Consider the following 14,515-nt stretch of genomic DNA (forward strand, 5'->3'; position numbering starts at 1 on the left):
TCGGCCGACAGGCCGGCGTACGGGTCAGGCGGCGGCCGGCACCGCGACCTCGCGCTCGTCGCGCGAGTCGTCCACCGGCGACGCCGACGCCGAGTTGTACGCGTCGACGTCCAGGATCTTCTCGCGGGCCGAGACGATCACCGGGACCAGGGCCTGGCCGGCGACATTGGTGGCGGTGCGCATCATGTCCAGGATCGGGTCGATCGCCATGAGGAGGCCGACGCCCTCCAGCGGGAGGCCGAGCGTGGACAGGGTCAGGGTGAGCATGACCGTCGCGCCGGTGAGACCGGCGGTGGCCGCCGAGCCGATCACCGAGACGAAGGCGATGAGCAGGTACTCCTTGATGCCCAGCTGCACGTCGAAGATCTGCGCGATGAAGATCGCGGCGAGCGCCGGGTAGATCGCGGCGCAGCCGTCCATCTTCGTGGTGGCGCCGAACGGCACGGAGAAGGAGGCGTACTCCTTCGGGACGCCGAGGCGCTCGGTGACCCGCTGGGTGACCGGCATGGTGCCGACCGAGGAGCGGGAGACGAAGGCGAGCTGGATGGCCGGCCAGGCGCCCTTGAAGAACTGGAGCGGGTTGAGCTTGGCGACCGTCGCGAGCAGCAGCGGGTAGACGCCGAAGAGGACCAGGGCGCAGCCGATGTAGACGTCGGCGGTGAAGGTGGCGTACTTGCCGATCAGGTCCCAGCCGTAGGTGACGATGGCCTTGCCGATGAGGCCGGCGGTGCCGATGGGGGCCAGTCGGATGACCCACCACAGGGCCTTCTGCAGCAGTTCGAGGACCGACTCGGAGAGGGACAGGATCGGCTGGGCCTTGTCGCCGAGCTTGAGGGCGGCGATGCCGGCGACGGCGGCCATGAAGACGATCTGGAGGACGTTCAGCTCGGTGAAGGGCGTGATGACGTCGGTGGGGACGATGCCGGTGAGGAAGTCGATCCAGCTGCCCTGGTGCTCGGGGCGCTTGCCGTCCGCCGGCGTCAGGCCGGTGCCGGAGCCCGGATTCGTGATCAGGCCGATGGCGAGGCCGATGCCGACCGCGATCAGCGACGTGATCATGAACCAGACCAGCGTCTGGGCGGCCAGGCGGGCCGCGTTGTTGACCTTGCGGAGGTTGGTGATCGAGACCAGGATCGCGAAGAAGACGAGCGGGGCGACGGCCAGCTTGAGCAGCTGGACGAAGATGCCGCCGACCTGGGTCAGGGTCTCCTTGAGCCAGCCGATGTCCTGGCTGCGGGCGAGCCAGCCGAGCAGGACGCCGATGACGAGACCGGCGACGATCTGGGCCCAGAACGGGACCTTGGGTATGCGGGACGGGGACTTCGTCACGGGCGCGGACGCGGACGCGGACACAGACACACTCCACGGGTGCGTATCGGGGAAATACGGGGACGGGGGTGCGGCACACTCGCGCGAAACACGCGGGCCGCTGCATGATGCCGGGTCAGAGCGCGCGGCAACAGACCGCGGACATACAGCGGCACAGATCGACATGCAGGCGCGCCACGAGCGGGGTGCTCGCGGCATCGAGGAGGCGCACTGCTGTCTTCATGCCCGACACGTTAACACTTGAACTTTGAGAACCTCAAAGCCATTCTTTGAGGCTTCTACGGCCCCGAAGGCCTCCGAAACGCAGAACACCCCAGGCAGGAGCCTTCGAAGCTCCAGCCCGGGGTGTCCGGGATGTATGAGGTTGTGACGTAACTTACGCGAGCCTTACACGGCCCTCGCGCCGCTTACGCGGCGTCCTCGGCCGAGCGGTTCGCCTCGAGGCGGCCCTTGGCCCGGTCGACCTTCGCCACGATCCGCTCGCTCAGCTCGTCGCGCTGCCTGCGCAGCAGCACGAAGCTCAGCGGCGCCGAGACGACGACGGAGAGCAGGAGGACCCACAGCAGGTTGGAGTCGCCGAGGCCGCGCGGCAGCACGCCGATGTAGACCAGGCCCCAGAGCGCGAGGAAGCTGCCGGCGAAGATACCGAGGCGCATCAGGCTGTAGCGAAGCATGTGAGTCCCTCCCGTACAGGACAAGCGTCCCTCCAGTGAAGCACGGCCCCCGCCGTGCCCGGTCGCCGACCCTTGAGCCGCAGGCAAAGTAATGGATACTCTTGACCTATGACCCTTACGTTCGAGCTGGACCCGGCCGTCGACCCCGCCCTCCGCGACGGCGTCCTCGCCCTCTGGGCGGACGTCTCCAACGCGGGCGGCGCCGTCGGGTTCGTCCCCCCGGTGACACCGGAGGAGATCCGGCCCGCCCTGCTCCGGCACCTGGTCGCCATGGCCGAGGGCACCACGCGCCTGCTCGTCGGCCGCGACGAGGCCGGCGAAGTCGCCGCCACCGCCTTCTTCACGTACAACAGCCACCCCCTGATGACGCACTGGGTGTGGCTGTACACGGTGATGGTGCACCCCGGGCACCAGGGCAAGGGCTACGGACTCGACCTGATGGCGGCGGTCGAGGAGGCGGCCCGCACCGCCGAGGGCTTCGAGCACATCGAGGCGATCCGGCTCACCTGCCGCGGCGGCACCGGCGTCGACGCGTTCTACGCGCGGGCCGGCTACAAGGAGGTCGGACGCGTCCCGGCCGCCATCCGGGTGGCCCCGGGCGACGACCGCGACGACATCATCATGTTGCTTCCGCTCCGATAGGAACGAAGTCCGGCGCGTCCAGGAACAGAATCCGGCGCGTCAGACGCGCATCGGCTGCGGCGACTCGCGGCGCTCCGCGTCCGGCCCCGGGTACTCGCGGATCACCTCGTAGCGCGTGTTGCGCTCCACCGGCCGGAAGCCGGCGTCCCGGATGAGCTCCAGGAGGTCGTCCCGGGTCAGCTTGTTCGGGGTGCCGTAGTTGTCGGCGTCGTGGGTGATCTTGTACTCGACGACCGAGCCGTCCATGTCGTCCGCGCCGTGCTGGAGCGCCAGCTGAGCGGTCTGGACGCCGTGCATCACCCAGAAGACCTTGACGTGCGGGACGTTGTCGAAGAGCAGCCGCGAGACGGCGAAGGTCTTCAGCGCCTCGGCGCCGGTCGCCATCTGCGTCCGCGCCTGGAGCTTGTTGCGGATCTTGCCGTCCTGCATGTCCACGAAGTCGTGCTGGTAGCGCAGCGGGATGAAGACCTGGAAGCCGCCGGTCTCGTCCTGGAGCTCGCGCAGCCGCAGCACGTGGTCCACGCGGTGGCGCGGCTCCTCGATGTGGCCGTACAGCATCGTGCACGGGGTCTTCAGACCCTTCTCGTGCGCGAGGCGGTGGATCCGGGACCAGTCCTCCCAATGGGTGCGGTGGTCCACGATGTGCTGCCGGACCTCCCAGTCGAAGATCTCGGCGCCGCCGCCGGTCAGCGACTCCAGACCGGCCTCGATCAGCTCGTCGAGGATCTCGGAGGCGGTCAGGCCCGAGATGGTCTCGAAGTGGTGGATCTCGGTGGCGGTGAAGGCCTTGAGCGAGACGTTCGGCAGCGCCTTCTTCAGCTCGGAGAGCGAGCGCGGGTAGTAGCGCCACGGCAGGTTGGGGTGGAGCCCGTTGACGATGTGCAGCTCGGTGAGGTTCTCGTTCTCCATCGCCTTCGCGAGGCGCACGGCCTCCTCGATGCGCATGGTGTACGCGTCCTTCTCACCCGGCTTGCGCTGGAAGGAGCAGTAGGCGCAGGAGGCGGTGCAGACGTTGGTCATGTTCAGATGCCGGTTGACATTGAAGTGGACCACGTCGCCGTTCTTGCGGGTCCTGACCTCGTGGGCCAGGCCGCCGAGCCAGGCGAGGTCGTCGGAGTCGTAGAGGGCGATGCCGTCCTCGCGGCTCAGCCGCTCCCCGGCCAGCACCTTCTGCTCCAGCTCGCGCTTGAGCCCAGCGTCCATCTCCGGCCGCCTTCCGTTCTCTTCCGTCGATCCCCGTGAATCAGGCCCCACCACCGTACTCGCTGCGGGTCAGCCCTCTTCCGGCAGATCCCCGACCCGGTTCTCCCACTTGGTGGAGAGCACGATCGTCGTACGGGTGCGGGAGACGCCCTTCGTGCCGCTGAGCCGGCGGATGGTCTTCTCCAGGCCGTCGACGTCGTTGGCGCGGACCTTGAGCATGTACGAGTCGTCGCCGGCGATGAACCAGCAGTCCTCGATCTCGGCCAGGTCCTTGAGCCGGCGGGCCACGTCCTCGTGGTCGGCGGCGTCGGAGAGCGAGATGCCGATGAGGGCGGTGACGCCGAGACCGAGGGAGGCGGCGTCGACGGTGGCGCGGTAGCCGGTGATGACGCCGGCCGCCTCCAGACGGTTGATGCGGTCGGTGACGGAGGGGCCGGAGAGCCCGACGAGCCGGCCGAGCTCGGCGTACGAGGCGCGGCCGTTCTCGCGCAGGGCCTGGATGAGCTGCCTGTCCACGGCGTCCATAGGTATGAAGCCTTCCATTGTCCAGCGATACCGCGAGTTTAGGTATAGAATCTAAGGTACACAGGGTCCGACACCCTGTGAATCGTTCATTCAGATCAAAGACGATCTTCAGGAGTGGTGTTCACCGTGTACACGATCGAGATGGCCTACGCCCGTATGCGAGAGCTGCAGGAGCTGGCCAACCGCTCGCGTGCCCACCAGCCGTCCGCCGCCTCGGAGCGCGCCGCGCGCAAGCGCGCCGCCAAGAAGCGCTAATCACCGGGCAGGGCTCCACCGAGCTCTCCCTCCCACCGGCGGTACAGCCCGTGCGGCACCCCTGCCGCGTCGAGCACCCGCCCGGCGACGAAGTCCACCAGATCCTGGATGTGCGTCGCCCCCGCGTAGAACGCCGGAGAGGCGGGCAGCACCACGGCGCCCGCCTCGTCCAGCGCCACCATGTGCCGCAGCGTCTGCCCGTTCAGCGGGGTCTCCCGCACGGCGACGACCAGCGGACGCCGCTCCTTGAGCATCACGCTCGCGGCCCGCTGGAGCAGATCCTTCGACAGACCGAGCGCGACCCCCGCCACGGCGGCCGTCGACGCCGGCACGATCAGCATCCCCTTCACCGGGTACGACCCCGAGGACGGCCCCGCGGCCAGGTCCCCGGCCGCCCAGTACCGCACGTCGGCCAGCCGCTCCGGGTCCACCGCGAAGGTGTCCGGCTTCCCGTCGGCGCCCCGCGCCAGCCAGGTCGCCAGGTCCTCGCGCCAGTGCGCGTCCCGGAAGGAGACCCCCGTCTCGTCGAGCAGCGTCAGCCGCGAGGCCCGCGACACCACGAGATCCACGCTCTCCCCCGCCGCGAGCAGCCCCCGCAGCACGGAGGCGGCGTACGGGGTCCCCGACGCCCCGGACACCCCGACCACCCAGGGACGACGCTGCTGCTTCTCTACCGGCTCCACGCCGACGAGCCTATCCGGCCACCTACGGGGTGAGCCCGCGCACCAGCAGGTCAAGCAGGGCGCACACGAACAGCGCGATGCCGATGAAGCCGTTCACCGTGAAGAACGCCCGGTTCAGCCGCGACAGATCGCGCGGCTTCACGATCGCGTGCTCGTAGCAGAACGCCGCCGCCACGATCACCAGACCCACCCAGAAGAACGCGCCCGCGTCCGTCAGCAGCGCGTACCAGACCAGCAGGGCCGTCGTCACCACGTGGCAGACCCGCGCGCCCCACACGGCCGCCGGCACGCCGAACCTGGCCGGCACCGAGCCGACCCCGGTCTCGCGGTCGCTGTCGACGTCCTGGCAGGCGTAGATGAGGTCGAAGCCGCCGATCCACACACCGACCGCGAGGCCGAGGACCACCGCCTCCCACGACCAGGCCCCGGAGATCGCGAGCCAGCCGCCGACCGGCCCCATCGCCTGCGCCAGGCCCAGGATGGCCTGCGGGAAGTTCGTGAACCGCTTGCCGTACGGATAGACCACCATCGGCACCACCGCGACCGGCGCCAGCGCCAGACACAGCGGGTTCAGCAGCGCCGCCGCGCCCAGGAACACGACCAGGGCGATCAGCGCGCCGACCCAGGCGTGCCGCACCGACATCGCGCCGGTGACCAGCTCGCGCTGCGCCGTCCGGGGGTTCCGGGCGTCCATCTCGCGGTCGATGATCCGGTTGACCGCCATCGCGAAGGTCCGCAGGCCCACCATGCAGACGGTGACAAGCAGCAGCCGCACCCAGTGGACGCTGCGGTCCTCCTCGTACATCGCGGTGAGCGCGGCGATGTACGCGAAGGGCAGGGCGAACACCGAGTGCTCGATCATCACCAGCCGCAGGAAGGCCTTCGTGCGGCCCGGCTGCGCGCCGGGAACGGCCGCGGTCGTCACAGCCCGTACTCCTTCCAGCGCCGGTCCACCAGGGCCGCCGTCGCAGGGTCCGACTCGACCATGTCCGGCCAGCCGCCGTCCCGGGTGTAGCCCTCCTCGGGCAGCTTGCGCGTCGCGTCGATGCCCATCTTGCCGCCCCAGAACTGCTGGTAGGAGGCGTGGTCGAGGTGGTCGACGGGGCCCTCGGTGATCAGCACGTCACGGGAGTAGTCCACGTTGCCGAGCGCCCGCCAGGAGACCTCGTGGTAGTCGTGCACGTCGCAGTCGGCGTCGACGACCACGATCAGCTTCTCCAGCGAGAGCATGTGGGCGCCCCAGATGGCGTTCATGACCTTCTGGGCGTGCTTCGGGTACTTCTTGTCGATCGCCACGATGATGCAGTTGTGGAAGCCGCCGGACTCGGGCAGGTGGTAGTCCACGATGTCCGGGACGATGATCTTGAGCAGCGGCAGGAAGAAGCGCTCCGTGGCGCGGCCGAGCGGGCCGTCCTCGGTGGGCGGGCGGCCGACCACGATCGACTGGAGCAGCGGACGCTTCCGCATGGTGACGCAGTCGATCTTCAGGGCCGGGAAGGGCTCCTGCGGCGTGTAGAAGCCGGTGTGGTCGCCGAACGGGCCCTCCGGCAGCATCTCGCCGGGCTCCAGCCAGCCCTCCAGGACCACCTCGGCGTCCGCCGGGACCTGGAGCGGCACCGTCTTGCAGTCGACCATCTCGACCCGCTTGCCCTGGAGGAAGCCCGCGAACAGGTACTCGTCGATGTCCTCCGGCAGCGGCGCCGTCGAGGCGTACGTGACGGCCGGGGGCGCGCCGAAGGCGATGGCGATCGGCAGCTTCTCGCCGCGCCGGGCGGCCACCTGGTAGTGGTTGCGGCTGTCCTTGTGGATCTGCCAGTGCATGCCGATGGTGCGCTTGTCGTGGCGCTGGAGGCGGTAGAGCCCGAGGTTGCGGATGCCGTTCTCGGGGTGCTTGGTGTGGGTGAGGCCCAGGTTGAAGAAGGAGCCGCCGTCCTTGGGCCAGGTGAACAGCGCGGGCAGCTTGTCGAGGTCGACGTCGTCGCCGGTGAGGACGACCTCCTGCACCGGGGCGTCCTTCACCATCTTCGGCGGGACGTGGACCATCGAGCCGAGCTTGCCGAAGGCCTCCCGGACACCGATGAAGCCCTTGGGCAGCTCCGGCTTGAGCAGACCGGCGACCTTCTCGCTGATCTCGTCGTACGACTTCAGGCCCAGGGCCTTGAGGAGGCGCCGGTCCGTGCCGAAGACGTTCATCGCCAGGGGCATCGAGGAGCCCTTGACGTTCTCGAAGAGCAGCGCCGGGCCCCCCGACTTCTGGACCCGGTCGACGATCTCCCCGACCTCCAGGTACGGATCGACTTCGGCCTTGATGCGCTTGAGGTCGCCTTCGCGCTCCAGCGCCCTGAGCAGCGAGCGGAGATCGTCGTAAGCCATAGGGGCAAGTATCGGTCACCCGATAACCTGGAAGCCTCACCGGGGCCGTACTGAACGGTCCGCCATCGCATCCAGGGGGCTGTCCCACATGCTCAGGGCACTGATGTTCATCCTGCCGCTGGCGCTGGTCATCTACTCGCTGATCGACTGCCTCAACACCCCCGAGGACGAGGTCAAGCACCTGCCGAAGGTCGTCTGGGTCATCATCATCCTGCTGTTCTGGATCGTCGGACCGATCGTCTGGTTCGCCGCCGGCAAGATGCGCAAGGCTCCGGCCGGAGGCCGCACGCCGAGCGAATGGCACCGCAACCACCGCCACGAGTGGGTCGCCCCCGACGACAACCCCGAGTTCCTGAAGTCGCTGCGCGAGGAGAACCAGAAGGACGAGTCCCTCCTCAAGGACTGGGAGGCCGACCTGCGCCGCCGCGAGGAGGAGCTGAAGAAGCGCGAGCAGGACGGCGACAAGGACCAGTGATGGAGCTGCGGCTCCTGGTCACCTTCGAGAAGGTCGCGACCGTGCTGTCCTTCACCCGGGCCGCCACCGAGCTCGCGTACGCCCAGTCCAGCGTCACCGGTCAGATCCGCTCCCTGGAGTCCTCGCTCGGCACCGAGCTCTTCGAGCGCCTCGGCTCCCGCATCCGCCTCACCGAGGCGGGCGAGCGGCTGCTTCCGTACGCCCGCCAGATCATCGCCCTGACCGAGGAGGCCAGGGCGGCGGTGACGGCGGGCGGCGAACCGGCCGGGTCGATCGCCGTCGGCACCATGGAGTCGCTCACCTCCTACCGGCTGCCGCCGCTGCTTGAACTCTTCCACCACCGCTACCCGGGGGTGCGGCTCGCGCTGCGCCCGACGCTGGGCGACGCGACCCGGCAGGCGCTGCGCGCCGGGACGTACGACATCGGGTTCCTGATGGAGGCGGAGACCGAGCACGAGGGCCTGGAGAGCGAGGTCCTCACCGAGGAGCCGCTGGTCCTGGTCGCCGGGCCGAGGCATCCGCTGGCCGGGCGAAGCGGCCTCACGGCCGGGGACCTGGCGGCGGCGGGCCTGGTGGGCACCGAGCCGGGCTGCCCCTACCGCGACCTCTTCGAGGCGGAGCTGAAGCCGTACGGGCCGGTGTTCACCGAGTACGGCACGATCGAGGCGAGCAAGCGCGGGGTGGCCGCGGGCCTCGGGATCGCGCTGCTGCCCCGGATCGCCGTCCGCGAGGAGCTGGCGTCCGGGGCGCTGGTGGCGCTGGACTGGGAGCCGTCGTTCCGGCTCTTCACCCAGATCGCGTGGCGGCGGGGGAAGCGGCTGCCGGGACACGTGCGGCTGTTCGTGGAGCAGGCGCGGCGGCTCGTCCAAGAGTCACCTTGAGGCTGGCGAGCACGATCAGCGGGACGCCGAGCGCCTGCACGAGCCCGATGTGGTGCCCGTAGACCAGCCAGTCGACGAGCATGGCGACGGCCGGGTAGGTGAAGGCGAGGACGGCGATCTTCGCGGTGGGCAGCTTCTGGTAAGCGGCGTACATCAGGACGTACATCACGCCGGTGTGGAGCAGTCCGAGCCCGGCGAGCCAGCCCCAGCCGGCGCCGAGGCCCGACACCTCGCCGAAGTCCGCGAAGGGGAGCAGCAGCGGGATCCCGGTGGTGACCTGGACGAGCGCGATCAGATGCGGGCGGACGCCGGTGATCCGCTTGGTGACGAGGGTGGACAGGGCGTAGAGCACGGCGGCCGCGAGCGCGTAGCCGAGCCCCGCGAGGGAGGCGGTGTCTCCGGGGCGCACCCCGGAGACGAGCACCAGCCCGGCGAAGGCGACCACCAGCCACCCCACCTTCGCCGCCGCGATCCGCTCCCGCAGCACCACCGCCCCGAACAGCACCAGGAAGAACGGCTGGGTGTGGTAGACGACGGTGGCCAGGGAGATCGAGGTGGCCTCGTACGCCTCGAAGAGGAACACCCAGTTGAAGACGATCAGCGCACCGCCGAGCGCGGCGAGCCCGAACGTCCGCGGGGTGAGTCCGTGCCCGGTGAGGAAACCCCGGGCCAGGCTGTAGGCGCCGAGGGCGAGCGCCCCGAACAGGCACCGGAAGAACACCACCACGAACGGCGAGGCGCCCGCCTCGACGACGAAGACGCCGAGGGTGCCGGAAAGCACCATGGCGAGGGTCAGTTCGAGAGTTCCCCTGGTCTCGTTTCTCATGCCGCCGACGCTACGGAGCCGGGCCGGGGGCGGTCCACGGGTCAGTGGGGCGTCCTGCCGATGGGGCCATCGGCCGTGTCGATGGGGTCCGCGACACCGGCCGGCGGGGCCCGGTCACCCCGACGGAATACCCGTGCGGGCCGGTGGGGTTGGCACCGGGGAACCACCCACCGGACGGAGCAGATGACATGACCCTCGACGCCCCGCACGCACCGCACGGCCCGGACTTCTCGGACCGCTCGTTCCTCTTCGTCCTCGGCAGCTCCCGCCCGGACGGCAACTCCGAGATCCTGGCCCGCGCGGCCGCCGCCGGGCTCCCGGCCGGTGTCCCGCAGCGCTGGGTGGACCTGAACCGACTGGACCTGCCCGACTTCCAGGACGGGCGGCACGAGCTCACCGGCCCGCCGACCGGCGAGACCGAGCGGATGCTGATGGACGCCACGACGGAGGCCACGGACGTCGTCATCGTCTCGCCCCTGTACTGGTACACCCTCTCCGCGCAGGCCAAGCGCTTCCTGGACTACTGGTCGGGCTGGCTGAACGTGCCCGGCTCGGACTTCAAGCAGCGCATGGCGGGCGGCACGCTGTGGGGCGTGACCGCGCTGGCCCACGACGAGCACGTCGTCGCGGACGGCCTGGTGACCTCCCTGAGCCACTCGGCGGCCTATCTGCGGATGCGCTTCGGCGGCGTCCTGACCGGCACCGGCTCCCGCCCGGGCCGGGTCCGGGCGGACACGGCGGCGATGACCCGCGCGGAGACCTTCTTCCACCACGAGCCGCCGCTCGCCCGCTTCCCGTACGAGGAGGCCGCCGTCGGCGTGTGAGGCCGCCGTCGGTCAGGCCGGGGCCGCCGGATGACAGGCGCACCCGCACACCAGATGACGGACGCCCTGTACGCCGCTGTCCCGGGGCACGTGGTCCCGGCAGCGGTCGTGGCGGCCGACGACGCAGCGTGGTGACCGGAGCTCCGGCTCGGGCGCGGCGGTCAGAGCCTGGGTCAGCAGAGACACGCTCACCGCGTCGGCGATCTCCGGCGTCACCCACCACGCATCCCCGGCACGGTCGCGATGGGGACCGTCATGCCCGACGGCGAGCACACAGACCGAGCCCGCACACACCGGCCGCATCACCTCGACGACGGCGACCACGGGCCGCCGGGCCCCACAGCGGCTCATCGGGCGGCCCCGGCATGGATGTTCCGGTGGTCGACGTCCACCCCGACGGTGGCCAGCCACAACGCCCGCCGCCGCCTGCGCTGCTCCGCCCGCGCCGAGGCGGCTGCCAGGTAGGGGCGCTCCAGGGGCGATCGGGACCCGTCGAGGAGCATCGCCTGCTCCCTGGCGTAGGGAGACCGTTGGGCGGGGACGCGTGGCCGTGGGCGGGGCGCGGGGGTGACCGGGCGGGGCCGGTGCCTGCCGGTGGGTGGCAGGGTCAGGATGAGCAACCACATCAGTAGGTGCGCGATAGGGTTCCGCACGTCATCAACTCCGTTGTAGTTGGTGGCCATGCCCCGGGAGGTCTAGCCACCTCGCCGGGGTCTTCACTGTCCAGAATCTAGGTCGAGCTATAGCCCTCTGTATACAAGTACAGAGGGATCCACTCGATCGTGTCAGGGTGCAGCGCTCTACGTTGGACACATGAGCGATTCGTCCTCACCGAGCGCGCCCCTAGACCCGCAGAGCGCCACACCGCTCTACATTCAGCTGGCCGAGATCATCAGCAAGCAGATCGCCTCGGGCGCCCTCGCCCCCGACCGACCGATCCCGTCCGAGAACCGCCTGGCCGAGGAGTACGGCGTCGCGCGCCTCACGGCCCGCCGCGCCACACAGGAGCTCCGGGACCGGGGGCTCGTGATCACCGTTCGCGGCAAGGGCTCCTACGTCACGCCCCTGGACCCAGAGCAGGAATAGCCCTCCGCGTGATCCCGACTCCACACCGGGGAACAGTCCCCCCATGGACGACGAACACGCCCGCCTCCTCCTCCGCACCGCCCTCGACGAGGCCCGTGCAGGTGTCGCCGAGGGCGGCATCCCCATCGGCGCCGCGCTGTACGGGGCGGACGGCGCGCTGCTCGGGCGGGGGCGCAACCGGCGGGTGCAGGACGGGGACCCCTCGGCGCATGCGGAGACGGACGCGTTCCGGGCGGCCGGGCGTCAGCGTTCGTACCGGGGGACGACGATGGTGACGACCCTGTCGCCGTGCTGGTACTGCTCGGGTCTGGTGCGGCAGTTCGGGATCTCGCGGGTGGTGGTCGGGGAGGCGGAGACCTTCCACGGCGGGCACGACTGGCTGGCCGCGCACGGGGTCGAGGTCCTGGTGCTCGACGATCCCGAGTGTGCCGCCCTGATGCGGGAGTTCATCGAGAAGCATCCGGCCCTGTGGAACGAGGACATCGGCGATGACTGAGGCGAGCCTTCCGACGATCGACCTCCGCCGGGATCCGGCCGTTCAGCTGCCCGCCGTCGACCGCGCCCTGCGGCAGGCGGGCTTCCTGCTCGTCACCGGGCACGGCGTCGAGCCGGAGCTGCGCAAGGAGATCCGGGCCGCCGCCCGGCGCTTCTTCCACCTCCCCGCGGCCGTGAAGGAGCGGTACGCGGTGAAGGTCGGCGGGCGCGGCTGGCTCGGCCCCGGGGCGGAGGCCAACGGCTACGCGGAGGGCACCGCCACCCCGCCCGACCTGAAGGAGTCGCTCTCCTTCGCCGCGGAGGAGCCGACCGGGGACCCGGCCGTGGACGCCGAGTGGTTCGTGCCGAACACCTGGCCCGCCGAGGTGCCGGAGCTCAGGCCCCTCGTCGAGGAGTACCTGCGCCTGATGCGGTCGCTGTCGGACCGTGTCCTGGGCCTGCTGGGCCCGGCGCTCGGCGAGGAGGCCGACTTCTTCACCCGGCACACCGGCCACCCCACCTTCGGCTTCAACATCAACTGGTACCCGGGGCGGGAGCGGGTCGGAGACCCGGCGCCGGGCCAGTTCCGCATCGGCCCGCACACCGACTTCGGCACGGTCACGATCCTCGACCGGCAGGCGGGGAAGGGCGGACTGCAGCTCCACACGGACGCGGAGGGCTGGCAGGACGCCCCGTACGACCCGGAGGCCTTCACCGTCAACATCGGCGACCTCATGGCGGGCTGGACGGCCGGCCGCTGGCGCTCGGGCCGCCACCGGGTCCTCCCGCCCCCGGCCGACGCACCCGCCGAGGAGCTGATGTCGCTGGTCTACTTCTACGAGTGCGACCCCGGGACCACGGTGAACGGCATCGAGTCCCACGCGTATCTGCGGGCGCAGCTCGACGCGATCACCGCCGGATGACCGCCCGCGCGGGTCAGCGTCCGGCGGCGACCGGTACGGGAGCCTCCGGCTCGGCCGGTGCCTTGGCGGGCTGGGGCAGGCGTGGGGCCGGCGGGCGGCGCCAGAGGTCCTTCATGCGCAGGGCGGGGCGCTCGACGAGGTGCCAGGAAGCCGCCGCCAGGATCAGGGTGAAGACCATGGTGAGGCCGAGGTAGGCCGGCATGCCCCAGCGGGTCCAGCCGATCACGGCGAGGACCTGCTGGACGACGAACCCGTAGATGTAGATGCCGTACGAGTAGTCGTTGCGGGCGCCGATGCGGCGGAACGGCGCGGGAAGGCGGATCGCCAGCCAGACCAGGGCGTACGCGAAGGCGGGGATGCCGAAGACGAAGAAGTAGCCGTAGTGGAGGCTGCCGGCGACCACGGCGAGTGAGGCGGCGCCGAGCCAGTCGCTGACCGGGATGCGGTCGCGGTAGAGCTCGATGAGCACGCCGAGGCAGAAGGCCAGGCCGAGGTAGATGGTGTACGCCGGGGTCACGACGCCGAGCAGCGGCAGCTCGACGGCCTCGAAGTAGCGGGCCTCGCTCGGGCCGTGCCAGAAGGGCTTGTCGAGCGCCTGGCGGGCGACGAGCCAGAACAGCACGGCGGTGACGAGCAGGACCGCGCGGCGGGCGCGGGTCAGGACGCCGGTCACGGCGAGGACGGCGACGCCGACGTAGCAGAGGAACTCGTAGCGCAGGGACCACAGGGCGCCGTCGAAGGCACTGTTGTACACCTGTGCGCCGGATCCACGCAGTTCGGTGAGTATGCCGGAAATGTCGTACTGCCGCATGGCCAGCGACCAGTTGGCCTGGACGTAGTCCAACGGGCCCGCGGGGCCGCTGAATCCGCCCAGGTCACCGCGTACGTACCAGTGCAGGAACGGCGCCGCGACGAAGGCCGTGAACAGCAGGCACACCCAGAACCCGGGCAGGATCCGCAGCACCCGGTGCCAGAAGTAGCGGCCCACGGGCAGCCGGGCGCCGCTGCGGGAGACGAGGATTCCGGAGAGCACGAAGAAGCCGTAGACGGAGATGGTGCCGAGGGTCAGCTGCCCGTGGCTGAAGCCCAGCAGGTGTTCCTTGCCGCCGTAGCCGAGGATGCGGGCGTGCGAGACGACGACGGCGGTGGCCAGGGCGAGCCTCAGGAAGCCGAGACTGTTGTCGCGGCCGGTGAACAACTCGGCCACGGTCCCGCGTGACCAGGGCAGCACGAAACCGCGAGGCATGATTATTTCCTTAAGATTCGACCGGCGGCACATCATCAGCCAGCCTGTGCACACTTGTCCAGTTCGATCAGGCGCGCTCGCCCCGTTTCGGTCACA

Annotated in this window: 18 protein-coding genes; 8 read left to right on the plus strand and 10 right to left on the minus strand. The window is 70.2% G+C overall.

Going from position 1 to position 14,515, the window contains the following annotated elements:
• Positions 1–24: 24 nt before the first annotated feature.
• Both ACFY7C_RS35665 and ACFY7C_RS35670 read right to left on the minus strand, forming a co-directional pair.
• The gene (locus ACFY7C_RS35665) at positions 25–1,353 is read right to left on the minus strand and encodes a dicarboxylate/amino acid:cation symporter (RefSeq protein WP_389659431.1); all 1,329 of its coding nucleotides are present in this window, start codon (positions 1,351–1,353) and stop codon (positions 25–27) included.
• Between the two features lie 383 nt (positions 1,354–1,736).
• Positions 1,737–2,003, minus strand: coding sequence for a DUF4229 domain-containing protein (locus ACFY7C_RS35670; RefSeq protein WP_389659433.1), 267 nt, complete (start codon positions 2,001–2,003; stop codon positions 1,737–1,739).
• A gap of 108 nt (positions 2,004–2,111) precedes the next feature.
• On the opposite strand from ACFY7C_RS35670, the gene ACFY7C_RS35675 reads away from it, so the two are divergent.
• On the plus strand, positions 2,112–2,645 hold the full coding sequence (locus ACFY7C_RS35675) for a GNAT family N-acetyltransferase (RefSeq protein WP_389659436.1): 534 nt from the start codon (positions 2,112–2,114) through the stop codon (positions 2,643–2,645).
• Positions 2,646–2,684: 39 nt separating this feature from the next.
• Here ACFY7C_RS35675 and mqnE read toward each other — a convergent pair whose 3' ends face one another.
• Both mqnE and ACFY7C_RS35685 read right to left on the minus strand, forming a co-directional pair.
• A complete protein-coding gene (mqnE, locus tag ACFY7C_RS35680; RefSeq protein WP_389659439.1) occupies positions 2,685–3,848 on the minus strand; it encodes an aminofutalosine synthase MqnE in 1,164 nt (387 codons plus the stop codon).
• Between the two features lie 69 nt (positions 3,849–3,917).
• Positions 3,918–4,373, minus strand: coding sequence for an Lrp/AsnC family transcriptional regulator (locus ACFY7C_RS35685; RefSeq protein WP_356697096.1), 456 nt, complete (start codon positions 4,371–4,373; stop codon positions 3,918–3,920).
• 114 nt (positions 4,374–4,487) lie between these two features.
• Between ACFY7C_RS35685 and ACFY7C_RS35690 the strand changes: the two genes are divergently transcribed.
• Positions 4,488–4,628 (plus strand): hypothetical protein, encoded by a 141-nt coding sequence (locus ACFY7C_RS35690; RefSeq protein WP_389659442.1) that lies wholly within the window; start codon positions 4,488–4,490, stop codon positions 4,626–4,628.
• Here ACFY7C_RS35690 and ACFY7C_RS35695 read toward each other — a convergent pair.
• From ACFY7C_RS35695 to ACFY7C_RS35705, 3 genes are read right to left on the minus strand one after another with little or no spacing between them, the layout of a single operon-like run.
• Positions 4,625–5,311, minus strand: coding sequence for a UbiX family flavin prenyltransferase (locus ACFY7C_RS35695; protein WP_389659445.1), 687 nt, complete (start codon positions 5,309–5,311; stop codon positions 4,625–4,627). The genes ACFY7C_RS35690 and ACFY7C_RS35695 overlap by 4 nt on opposite strands.
• Before the next feature lie 22 nt (positions 5,312–5,333).
• Positions 5,334–6,236, minus strand: a complete 903-nt coding sequence (gene mqnP / locus ACFY7C_RS35700) for a menaquinone biosynthesis prenyltransferase MqnP (protein WP_389659448.1) — start codon at positions 6,234–6,236, stop codon at positions 5,334–5,336.
• Positions 6,233–7,684, minus strand: coding sequence for a menaquinone biosynthesis decarboxylase (locus tag ACFY7C_RS35705; RefSeq protein ID WP_389659451.1), 1,452 nt, complete (start codon positions 7,682–7,684; stop codon positions 6,233–6,235). Before ACFY7C_RS35705 ends, mqnP begins: the two co-directional genes overlap by 4 nt.
• Positions 7,685–7,772: 88 nt before the next feature.
• Between ACFY7C_RS35705 and ACFY7C_RS35710 the strand changes: the two genes are divergently transcribed.
• Positions 7,773–8,159, plus strand: a complete 387-nt coding sequence (locus ACFY7C_RS35710; protein WP_389659454.1) for a PLD nuclease N-terminal domain-containing protein — start codon at positions 7,773–7,775, stop codon at positions 8,157–8,159.
• On the plus strand, positions 8,159–9,040 hold the full coding sequence (locus ACFY7C_RS35715) for a LysR family transcriptional regulator (protein WP_389659457.1): 882 nt from the start codon (positions 8,159–8,161) through the stop codon (positions 9,038–9,040). Before ACFY7C_RS35710 ends, ACFY7C_RS35715 begins: the two co-directional genes overlap by 1 nt.
• Here the strand turns inward: ACFY7C_RS35715 and ACFY7C_RS35720 are convergent.
• Complete coding sequence (locus ACFY7C_RS35720; RefSeq protein ID WP_389659460.1) at positions 8,946–9,866, minus strand: DMT family transporter; 921 nt, start codon at positions 9,864–9,866, stop codon at positions 8,946–8,948. The genes ACFY7C_RS35715 and ACFY7C_RS35720 overlap by 95 nt on opposite strands.
• 188 nt (positions 9,867–10,054) lie before the next feature.
• Here ACFY7C_RS35720 and ACFY7C_RS35725 point away from each other — a divergent pair, with 188 nt between their 5' ends.
• The gene (locus ACFY7C_RS35725) at positions 10,055–10,690 is read left to right on the plus strand and encodes an NAD(P)H-dependent oxidoreductase (protein WP_389659463.1); all 636 of its coding nucleotides are present in this window, start codon (positions 10,055–10,057) and stop codon (positions 10,688–10,690) included.
• Positions 10,691–11,037: 347 nt separating this feature from the next.
• Here ACFY7C_RS35725 and ACFY7C_RS35730 read toward each other — a convergent pair whose 3' ends face one another.
• Complete coding sequence (locus ACFY7C_RS35730; RefSeq protein ID WP_389659466.1) at positions 11,038–11,193, minus strand: hypothetical protein; 156 nt, start codon at positions 11,191–11,193, stop codon at positions 11,038–11,040.
• A 310-nt stretch (positions 11,194–11,503) separates the two neighbouring features.
• Here ACFY7C_RS35730 and ACFY7C_RS35735 point away from each other — a divergent pair, with 310 nt between their 5' ends.
• The 3 genes from ACFY7C_RS35735 to ACFY7C_RS35745 are packed head-to-tail and all read left to right on the plus strand — an operon-like array spanning position 11,504 to position 13,173.
• Positions 11,504–11,776 (plus strand): GntR family transcriptional regulator, encoded by a 273-nt coding sequence (locus tag ACFY7C_RS35735; protein WP_389659469.1) that lies wholly within the window; start codon positions 11,504–11,506, stop codon positions 11,774–11,776.
• 43 nt (positions 11,777–11,819) lie between these two features.
• Positions 11,820–12,272, plus strand: coding sequence for a nucleoside deaminase (locus ACFY7C_RS35740; RefSeq protein ID WP_389659472.1), 453 nt, complete (start codon positions 11,820–11,822; stop codon positions 12,270–12,272).
• Complete coding sequence (locus tag ACFY7C_RS35745) at positions 12,265–13,173, plus strand: isopenicillin N synthase family dioxygenase (RefSeq protein ID WP_389659475.1); 909 nt, start codon at positions 12,265–12,267, stop codon at positions 13,171–13,173. The genes ACFY7C_RS35740 and ACFY7C_RS35745 overlap by 8 nt, the downstream gene beginning before the upstream one ends.
• Positions 13,174–13,186: 13 nt before the next feature.
• Here ACFY7C_RS35745 and ACFY7C_RS35750 read toward each other — a convergent pair whose 3' ends face one another.
• Positions 13,187–14,419: an acyltransferase family protein gene (locus tag ACFY7C_RS35750; protein ID WP_389659478.1), complete on the minus strand. Its 1,233-nt coding sequence runs from the start codon at positions 14,417–14,419 to the stop codon at positions 13,187–13,189.
• Between the last annotated feature and the right edge of the window lie 96 nt (positions 14,420–14,515).

It is taken from the genome of Streptomyces sp. NPDC012769 (assembly GCF_042901205.1).
GTDB lineage: Bacteria > Actinomycetota > Actinomycetes > Streptomycetales > Streptomycetaceae > Streptomyces.

Excerpts from the sequence above, each read along its gene's own strand:
- ACFY7C_RS35670 (WP_389659433.1), bottom strand. The coding sequence starts at position 2,003 with ATGCTTCGCTACAGCCTGATGCGCCTCGGTATCTTCGCCGGCAGCTTC.
- ACFY7C_RS35675 (WP_389659436.1), top strand. The coding sequence starts at position 2,112 with ATGACCCTTACGTTCGAGCTGGACCCGGCCGTCGACCCCGCCCTCCGC.
- mqnE (WP_389659439.1), bottom strand. The coding sequence starts at position 3,848 with ATGGACGCTGGGCTCAAGCGCGAGCTGGAGCAGAAGGTGCTGGCCGGG.
- ACFY7C_RS35685 (WP_356697096.1), bottom strand. The coding sequence starts at position 4,373 with ATGGACGCCGTGGACAGGCAGCTCATCCAGGCCCTGCGCGAGAACGGC.
- ACFY7C_RS35705 (WP_389659451.1), bottom strand. The coding sequence starts at position 7,684 with ATGGCTTACGACGATCTCCGCTCGCTGCTCAGGGCGCTGGAGCGCGAA.
- ACFY7C_RS35710 (WP_389659454.1), top strand. The coding sequence starts at position 7,773 with ATGCTCAGGGCACTGATGTTCATCCTGCCGCTGGCGCTGGTCATCTAC.
- ACFY7C_RS35715 (WP_389659457.1), top strand. The coding sequence starts at position 8,159 with ATGGAGCTGCGGCTCCTGGTCACCTTCGAGAAGGTCGCGACCGTGCTG.
- ACFY7C_RS35720 (WP_389659460.1), bottom strand. The coding sequence starts at position 9,866 with ATGAGAAACGAGACCAGGGGAACTCTCGAACTGACCCTCGCCATGGTG.
- ACFY7C_RS35725 (WP_389659463.1), top strand. The coding sequence starts at position 10,055 with ATGACCCTCGACGCCCCGCACGCACCGCACGGCCCGGACTTCTCGGAC.
- ACFY7C_RS35730 (WP_389659466.1), bottom strand. The coding sequence starts at position 11,193 with ATGCTCCTCGACGGGTCCCGATCGCCCCTGGAGCGCCCCTACCTGGCA.
- ACFY7C_RS35735 (WP_389659469.1), top strand. The coding sequence starts at position 11,504 with ATGAGCGATTCGTCCTCACCGAGCGCGCCCCTAGACCCGCAGAGCGCC.
- ACFY7C_RS35740 (WP_389659472.1), top strand. The coding sequence starts at position 11,820 with ATGGACGACGAACACGCCCGCCTCCTCCTCCGCACCGCCCTCGACGAG.
- ACFY7C_RS35745 (WP_389659475.1), top strand. The coding sequence starts at position 12,265 with ATGACTGAGGCGAGCCTTCCGACGATCGACCTCCGCCGGGATCCGGCC.
- ACFY7C_RS35750 (WP_389659478.1), bottom strand. The coding sequence starts at position 14,419 with ATGCCTCGCGGTTTCGTGCTGCCCTGGTCACGCGGGACCGTGGCCGAG.